The following is a 6185-nucleotide window of genomic DNA, read 5'->3' as shown; positions in this document are numbered from 1 at the left end:
TTCTCAATTTTCTGCCTTTAGGGAGCCTGTGCCAATCACAGGCTCCCTTTTCTTTCCCTTGTTAGTCTAAACTCCAGGGGGTAGCCTCTACAACAAATCCGCTAATCGGCAACTCAACCGAAACCACAAGATATTGAGCCTGGCCATAACGATAGGTTTCCTCACCCAGCAACGCTTCTTTTTTGCCCTGAATGACGATGCCGAGAACAGGTTGATAGACACCGTGCAGTGCAGCGGGAACAAAAGATTCTCGCATAAATTCCAGTTTGTCTATCTCTGTTTTATGAAAACCGTTCCCTTTGCTGTCGGTGTGCCGAGTTAGCAATGCCGCCAGTTCTTGACACTGATTGCCGATCGCATCTTGGTTTATTACTTGGTTGAGCATTTCAATCGCCATGCTAGTATTTTGATTGATTTAACCATTTCCTTTTGCTCATCATAGAGCATCTTGAGCCATTCCTAAAAGAGGGCTTTGGAGGATTAGGCAATAAATTGCGAGGTCTGTGTATTCAAAACCCTTGCTTTTACTCATAGGATGAACACATCTGAATCAAACAGTAAAAGGATAAGGCAATGACCAAAGACAAGACAAAAATCGCATTGGTAACAGGGGCGAGCCGAGGACTTGGAAAAAATACGGCTTTGACCCTTGCCAAAAAAGGAGTAGATGTCATCGTGACATATCACAACAGCGAGGAGGATGCCCAAAATGTCGTATCTGCGATCGCCGAGATCGGATCTCAAGCCGTTGCCTTGCAACTGGATACTTCAAACACTAAAACCTTTGACGGTTTCGCGGAACAAGTCAAGCAGTCACTTCAAGACAAATGGCAGACAGAGCATTTTGATTTCCTCGTCAATAATGCTGGTGTTGGTGTTTATGCGTCTTTTGCTGATACGACGGAAGATGATTTCGATCGCTTGATGAATATTCATCTGAAGGGCGTTTTCTTCCTCACGCAGAAACTTCTGCCTTTGATCAATGATGGAGGACGGATAGTCAATATTTCCTCTGGGCTTGCCCGTTTTGCTTTACCTGGCTATGCAGCTTACGCAAGCATGAAGGGAGCGATCGAAGTTTTGACCCGATACATGGCGAAAGAACTGGGACACAGACAGATTGCTGTGAATGTGGTAGCCCCAGGCGCAATTGAAACGGATTTCAATGACGGTGCGGTGCGTGACAATCCTGAGATTAACAGTTTTATCGCTTCGCAAACTGCCTTGGGTCGCGTCGGTCTTCCTGATGATATCGGTGGTGCGATCGCGGCTTTGCTATCGGAAGACAACAGATGGGTGAATGCACAGAGAATCGAAGTCTCTGGCGGTCAGTTTCTTTAATTCAAGTCAACCTTAAGAAAAGGAAAAATAACCATGTTAAACGTTGAAAATAAAGTTGTTGTGATCACTGGAGCCAGTAGCGGAATCGGTGAAGCCACCGCTAAGTTGCTCTCCAAAAAAGGCGCAAAAGTTGTTTTAGGCGCACGTCGCACAGATCGCCTAGAAGTGATCGCCAAGGACATTCGTGCGGAGGGTGGAACAGTCGAATACCAGGCTCTCGATGTGACGCAACGCAGTCAAATGGAGGATCTCGTTCAATTCGCCCAAAGCAAGTTCGATCGCGTAGATGTCCTGATTAACAATGCTGGCATCATGCCCCTATCCGCACTCGAACAACTGAAAGTTGAGGAATGGGATCGCATGATTGATGTCAATATCAAAGGTGTTTTGTACGGCATCGCGGCGGCACTTCCTGTGATGAAAGCCCAAAAGTCTGGTCAGATTATCAATATTTCCTCGATCGGCGGACACGCGGTTTCTCCTACTGCTGCTGTTTACTGTGCTACTAAATTTGCCGTTGGAGCAATCTCAGAAGGCTTGAGACAAGAAGTTGGGGGCGACATTCGGGTGACGGTGATTTCTCCTGGAGTAACGGAGTCTGAGTTAGCCGAGAGCATCACTGATGAAGCTGCAATATTGGGAATGCAAGAATTCCGCAAAATAGCTATTCCTGCGGCTGCGATCGCGCGATCGATTGTATTTGCGATCGAACAACCTGACGATGTTGATGTTAGCGAAATTATTGTCAGACCAACAGCAAGCCCTTACTAAGGAAACAGGAAACTTCTCTCTCGAACATACGGTGTGATGAAGCTTGTAATCTGGCGATCGCCAATGCCCAATTCGCTAGTTAGATTTCGCCATCTCTCTCACCCAGTTGCGTAAATTCACCTCTGCTTCTACCTCATCTAGCTGCGCTGCTGCCAAAAATTCGTAGAGCTTGGACTTCGGAAGTATCGGAAAAGTCGGGCTGACCGATACTTCCAAATACTCATCGTTCTCTAGCTTATAAATTCGCCATTCTCTACCATTGTACCGCCAAAACTCCGGTACTCCCATACTGGCATAGAGAGCAGGCTTGTTAATATCAGTATGGGTGATATCTATTTCTACTACTAAATCGGGTGGCGGATCAGTGGCTAAATCTACTGTACGACCGGCTACGAGGGGCTGATTTTGGATGTAATAAGCATTATCTGGTTCTGCACCCCGCTCTAAGTCCGATCGCTCTAAGGTTGTCGAACCCATTGTTTTGATTTTTAAACCTAGCTCTACTACCAAAATCCGAATCAAAAGTTCGATTAAGCGTGCTGAAAATTCGTGTTCTTCTAAAGGCATGGTAATTTCTAAAATTCCTCGGTCGAATATCAATGTAGCTGCTCGTTTATCGCCCAAAATCTGTAGCAGTTGTTGATAACCCTGCCAAGTAATATTTCTAAACACCACTCGCTGTTCGCCTATGGGTAACGGTGGTGCGATCGGCGCAACAGAAATCATATTTTTTACTTCCAGCTATGAGATTTATAAGATAACATAAGGAACAGGCATCTTGCCTGTTCCACAACTAACCAATTATTGATTGTGGAACGAACAGGCAAGATGCCTGTTTCACAACTAACAAATTATTGATTGTGGAACAGGCCCCAGAACCCGTGCAAAGGAACAGGCAAGATGCCTCTTCCACAATTAATAAAATTATGGATTGTGGAACGGGTATCTTGCCTGTTCTTAAAAATAGTCAACAACTTCTATTTGTTCTTATCTGTTCTCTGCCGCAAAATAAATTCAGCTAGTGCTAAATCAACGGGCGTCGTGACTTTCAAATTTGTCTCTTCTCCCTCCACAATTTGCACGGGTAAACCGCATTTTTCAAACAAAGCCGCATCGTCTGTCACTTCCCAACCTTTCTGTCGCCCTTCTTCGTGACACTGCTTTAACAATTTCACTTCAAATCCTTGGGGAGTCTGGGCTGCCCACAAATTGCTTCTGTCTGGGGTGTCTCGCACGATCCGACGCTCATCTACGACCTTAATCGTATCCTTCACCGGGACGGCTACAATCAAGCCCGGACAGGTCAAGAGGGCCTCGGCAGATCGATCGAACAATTCAGCAGTTGCCAAACACCTCGCGCCGTCGTGAATCAACACTCGATCGGCATTGGGGGGCAAAGCCTGCAAACCATTGTAAACTGACTCTTGCCTGGTGGCCCCTCCTTGAATCAGTTCCACGGGCTTGACCAAAGATAAATCGCTCACAATTGCTTTAAAATCAGGAAAATCGTCTGGCTGGCCCATGATGCCAATCCAGCTAATGTGCTGCGAAGCTTCAGCAGCAGCCAAAGTCCAACTCAGCAAAGGTTTAGAGAGCAAAGTCAGCAGCAGTTTGTTCCGCTGACTCCCCATCCGTCGCCCCGAACCCGCTGCAGGAATTAATAAGTGCATTTACTAACCGTTTTTAACCCAACTAGATATATATAATAAGAGCGTCCTGTACTTTTGAGTCAGTTGTTTAGCTGTCAGCCAGTAGCTTTTAAGGTCTAGAAATACTATAAGCTGATAGTTGAGAGCCGATCTCTGAGAGCTACCTCGATCAATAATAGCCCGATCGTTTATGATGCGAATACTAGCACTTGCCCCTGGCGGGATTGGCGACCAAATTTTATTTTTCCCCACTCTTGATGACCTCAAGCAGTCTTATCCCGACGCGCAAATTGATGTCATCGTGGAACCGAGGGCAAAGGGTGCTTACCGAGTCTGCAAATCCGTCAAAGAAGTCTTGACGTACAATTTCAAAGACCGCAACGCTATGGCCGATTTGGGCAATTTACTGGGCGTAATTCGCGATCGCGAATACGAAGCAGTTATTTCCCTCGGCCAGCGGTGGACTGTAGGGCTGCTGCTGTGGCTGACCGGCATTCCGCAGAGAGTGGGCTATTCGGGAACCAACGGCGCTCGATTTCTCACGGCTGCCGTACCGCTGAAAACTGAACAGTACGCGGCTTCAATGTACCATGATTTGCTGCAAGGATTTAACATTACAAATCCTTGTCCGCCACTAGCAATTAATGTACCTAAACAAGACATTCAGTGGGCGGAAGCCGAACAGCAGCGGTTGGGAATCAAAGAAAGCGGTTACATTCTAATTCACGGTGGTTCGAGTCAATTAGCTGTGTCTAAAGGTATTGACAAAATTTACCCTACAGACAACTGGAAGCAAATAATTGAAGATTGTCAGCAGCGGCAGCCGAATTTGCCCGTTGTTGTTGTGAAAGGGCCCGAAGATGCAGACTTCGTGACAAAGTTAGTCGAGTCATGTCCGAATGTAAAAGTTATCTCGCCGGATGATGTCGGCAAGTTGGCTGCCACCATTGCTGCTGCTAATTTGATGATATGTACTGACAGTGCGCCGATGCACTTAGCTGTGGCGGTTCAAACTTATACAATAGCTTTGTTTGGCCCGACTGAACCGGCGAAATTGTTGCCAAAGAGCGATCGATTTTTGGGCATTAAATCTCCTACTGGCAAAATGGCAGACATCTCTCCTCAAGATGTTTTGAAGAAGGTTTGGGGCGGCTGAAAACTAGGATATCTAAGTCAGGACACGGCCGTGCCGTGTCCCTACAATTTAGCTGGTTTCGAGGCCAGGAGGACGAGGAAAATCGGGCATCTAAAACTGGATGTTAGTCTTCCCAATCATCCATCATGTGCTGTCAGCCACATTCCGCCCCCTCAGCTTTCACCATCGGTTTTTACCTATTTTGATCGAGCTATAAAGCTCTAAAGTAGTATCCGGCAAATTTCAATCGAGAATTACTAGCAGTGGGTTTAATTTCTCAAACAATACTAAACCAGTCTGGCCATCTGCTGCCAAATATACTTGATATTTATGATTAAAAAAGCGATGAATTAAATTGCGGATGGATGGGTAATCATCCACAACTAAAATCTTGGGAGTAGTATCGGTAATCATCACAAAAAACTTTCTTTCTGTTGTCAAGAGAAAACTGGCAATTTCAGAACAGCTTTAGTGAAGAGTAAAGGCTAGGTCGTTCCAACTAAACAGAGTTTTTTCGGGCAACTCTTCTTTCAGCTTGGTCTTGAGGTCAAAAGGCTTGCCCCAATCCCATATTTCGATCTCTAGGCGTTGGTTAAATACTGCGATCGCCAGTTCTATTTTCGGAGTTTCCAATGACCGATTTGTGTGGGCGTGGCGAACAGCATGGGAAAAACCCTCGATCGCAGCAAGCTTACAAAGCTGCCAAACTGCTTCGGGAATGGGTAGAGGCTCTAACTGCTCGACCCACCATAAAAGTTGAGTAACCGCCTGGAGTTCGCTCTTTAATTGAACTTTAAAAATTTGTGGATATGGCTGGTTATAACTTGGATAGGATTGGGGATTTCGTTGCTCTTGAAGCCAGTTAAAGCTGTGTAAAACGTCGATCGCACGCTTAAAAATACTAGGTTCAGTGCTAGGTTGGGGTGGTACTATACCGGGCTGAAAATATTTTACAATTAACAGACAGTTTCGCCCCTCAGACGTGCGGGTATAACTTAGCTCATCGGCTATTTTGCCAATAAGTTTTATACCTATTTTGCCTATGTCATCGATTTCGCTAAAATCTTCGTCACGGTGCGAATTTTCTAAGTTAGAGTTCATAACGGTTTTCTCTGCTAAATATTGATGGTTTTTGTTTCTACAGATATCCTACTGAAGCAAAAAGGGAGAATGTATGCCAGAAAATGTGAGTTTTAATTTTCAATATGCCATGATGTTGAGGGCAAATCGGGCAGGAGATTAAAACCTATCGATCCTAGTCATGCAGAACTAATTAAAGAATGATTTGC

General features: G+C 45.4%; 7 protein-coding genes and 1 pseudogene. 3 read left to right on the top strand and 5 right to left on the bottom strand.

Annotated features, from left to right (window positions below; all coding sequences use genetic code 11):
• Positions 1–61: 61 nt before the first annotated feature.
• Complete coding sequence (locus tag QUA38_RS10180) at positions 62–397, bottom strand: AraC family transcriptional regulator (protein WP_333161387.1); 336 nt, start codon at positions 395–397, stop codon at positions 62–64.
• Between the two features lie 176 nt (positions 398–573).
• Between QUA38_RS10180 and QUA38_RS10175 the strand changes: the two genes are divergently transcribed.
• Together QUA38_RS10175 and QUA38_RS10170 are read left to right on the top strand one after the other, a co-directional pair.
• On the top strand, positions 574–1341 hold the full coding sequence (locus QUA38_RS10175) for an SDR family oxidoreductase (RefSeq protein WP_333161386.1): 768 nt from the start codon (positions 574–576) through the stop codon (positions 1339–1341).
• A 33-nt stretch (positions 1342–1374) separates the two neighbouring features.
• Positions 1375–2112 carry an SDR family oxidoreductase gene (locus tag QUA38_RS10170; RefSeq protein WP_333161384.1) on the top strand — a complete coding sequence of 246 codons (738 nt, stop codon included), beginning with the start codon at positions 1375–1377 and terminating at the stop codon, positions 2110–2112.
• 75 nt (positions 2113–2187) lie between these two features.
• Here the strand turns inward: QUA38_RS10170 and QUA38_RS10165 are convergent, their stop codons facing one another.
• Both QUA38_RS10165 and ispD read right to left on the bottom strand, forming a co-directional pair.
• Entirely contained in the window at positions 2188–2838 is a 651-nt protein-coding gene (locus tag QUA38_RS10165) for a Uma2 family endonuclease (protein WP_333161382.1), read from the bottom strand.
• Between the two features lie 251 nt (positions 2839–3089).
• On the bottom strand, positions 3090–3782 hold the full coding sequence (gene ispD, locus QUA38_RS10160) for a 2-C-methyl-D-erythritol 4-phosphate cytidylyltransferase (protein WP_333161380.1): 693 nt from the start codon (positions 3780–3782) through the stop codon (positions 3090–3092).
• 172 nt (positions 3783–3954) lie between these two features.
• Between ispD and QUA38_RS10155 the strand changes: the two genes are divergently transcribed.
• A complete protein-coding gene (locus tag QUA38_RS10155) occupies positions 3955–4917 on the top strand; it encodes a glycosyltransferase family 9 protein (RefSeq protein ID WP_333161389.1) in 963 nt (320 codons plus the stop codon).
• Positions 4918–5142: 225 nt separating this feature from the next.
• Here the strand turns inward: QUA38_RS10155 and QUA38_RS10150 are convergent.
• A pseudogene (locus QUA38_RS10150) lies at positions 5143–5310 on the bottom strand (response regulator); the annotation flags it as partial.
• A gap of 54 nt (positions 5311–5364) precedes the next feature.
• Positions 5365–5997: an ATP-binding protein gene (locus QUA38_RS10145; protein ID WP_333161378.1), complete on the bottom strand. Its 633-nt coding sequence runs from the start codon at positions 5995–5997 to the stop codon at positions 5365–5367.
• Positions 5998–6185: the final 188 nt, after the last annotated feature.

The organism is Microcoleus sp. Pol12B4 (assembly GCF_036701385.1).
Taxonomy (GTDB): Bacteria; Cyanobacteriota; Cyanobacteriia; order Cyanobacteriales; family Microcoleaceae; genus Microcoleus.
Note: the sequence above shows the minus strand (reverse complement) of the source record. Positions and strands in the feature narration are given on the sequence as shown.